The 1,710-nt window shown below is 64.7% G+C and carries 1 protein-coding gene and 1 pseudogene; both read left to right on the forward strand.

Annotated elements, in window-relative coordinates; genetic code table 11:
- The first annotated feature begins 101 nt into the window (after positions 1 to 101).
- The gene (locus ACSFA3_RS22620) at positions 102 to 839 is read left to right on the forward strand and encodes a GntR family transcriptional regulator (RefSeq protein ID WP_435465641.1); all 738 of its coding nucleotides are present in this window, start codon (positions 102 to 104) and stop codon (positions 837 to 839) included.
- Positions 840 to 886: 47 nt separating this feature from the next.
- Positions 887 to 1,710: pseudogene (locus ACSFA3_RS22625) on the forward strand (tripartite tricarboxylate transporter substrate binding protein); the annotation flags it as partial.

The raw sequence follows: 1,710 nt of genomic DNA on the forward strand, positions 1-1,710 counted from the left end.
TTCGCAGAAATCGAGCTCAATAACTTACAAGTGCTACAAAACGATTCTTCCCATCTGAGACTTGTTATCATTTAGTCATCTACAGGACTAGATCAATCCAAATGCCGTCGTTGACCGTGGTCCCTTCCGAGCCGGGGCAAAGCCGTTATGCCGCGCTCGCGGCGGCCTTGCGGGCACGAGTCATGGCAGGCGAATGGCCACCTGGTGCTGCACTGCCGGCGGAGCAGACGCTGGCCTCCGAACACGGAGTGGCCCTTGGCACCTTGCGTCACGCGCTGGAGCTTCTTGCAAGCGACGGATTGATCGAGCGCATTCAGGGCCGCGGCACATTCGTGCGAGTCGGCATGACCAACGCCGGAACCATGATGCGGTTCTTCCGCTTTGGCGAAGGCACGGGTGAAGTGCCTGTCTCCCGTATCGTCTCGCGCAAGGTGCTGGTTGCGCCTTCGGACGTCGCGCGGCGCCTTCGGCTTGAGTCCGGCAGCACGGCATTGCGCCTGCTGCGCGTGCGCTCCCTGTCGGGGCAGCCATGTGTTGCCGAAGAAATCTGGCTCCCGCTCGATCTGTTCACCTGCCTGGTCGATGACGACCCTGTTCAGTGGGGCGATTTGCTGTACCCCATGTTCGTCGAGCGCTGCGGCGTTGCCGTGCACCGCGCCGTCGACGAAATCGCGTTCGGCACCCTCGCTCGCCTGCATGCGAGCCAATTGGACTTGCCGGCGGGCCACCCCTGCGCTCTGGTGACCCGCAGCGCGTACGACTTCAGCGGCCGGTGCATCGAGGCCCGCTACACGCGGGGCGACGCCTACGCCTTCCACTACACCGTCACGATCACCTGAACCGGTGCGACGCACCACCCCTGCCTTTAACCTTTTGCGAGAGCGCCATGAAAGAAGCATCGATTTCCAGTTTCAGCCAGGTCACGGTTGATCGCTCGCGGCGCCAGTTGCTGCGCGCCGGAGCCGCCGTTGCGGCGGCTCCATGGGCCTTGGCCCGCGCCGCGGGTTAGATTGCAGGCGGAAAGACGATCACGCTGGTCGTGTCCTATGCGGCCGGCGGCGGTGCCGACCTGATGGCACGCCTCATTGCGCCGCGGCTCGCCGACGCACTGGGCCAGACGGTGTTGGTAGACAACAAGCCCGGTGCCAGCGGACAGATTGCCGCCGGGCAGGTGGCCCGTGCCAACCCCGACGGCACGCAACTGCTGGTGGACGCGTCTTCGTTCGCCGTGAACCCTGCGCTCTTCCCCAAGCTCCCCTACGACAACGACAAGTCCTTCACACCGCTCGGCATCCTGGCGCTGTTTCCGAACGTGCTGGTCTGCACGCCAAGCTTCGAAGCCAAGAGCGTCAAGGATCTCGTGCAGATGGCCAAGGCCAAGCCGGGGCAGATCGCCTACGCATCCTCCGGCAACGGCTCTGCCCAGCACCTCGCGGGCGCGCTCTTCGAAGACCGTGCGGGTGTGAGCCTCACGCATGTCCCGTACAAGGGCGGCGGCCCGGCCATGAATGACGTGATGGGCGGGCAAGTGCCGCTCTTCTTTGCCAACGTTGCATCGTCTCTGGGGCAGATCCAGTCTGGCCGGCTGCGTCCGCTTGCCGTGACCACGCGCCGGCGCACTCGGGCACTGCCCACCATACCGACGATGGAAGAAGCCGGTGTGCCGGCCTACGAAGTGCTCGAATGGAACCCCGTGCTGGCGCCCGCCGG

It is taken from the genome of Variovorax glucosi (genome assembly GCF_051216695.1).
Classification (GTDB): domain Bacteria; phylum Pseudomonadota; class Gammaproteobacteria; order Burkholderiales; family Burkholderiaceae_C; genus Variovorax.

Coding starts and splice junctions, on each gene's coding strand:
- ACSFA3_RS22620 (WP_435465641.1), top strand. CDS start 102: ATGCCGTCGTTGACCGTGGTCCCTTCCGAGCCGGGGCAAAGCCGTTAT.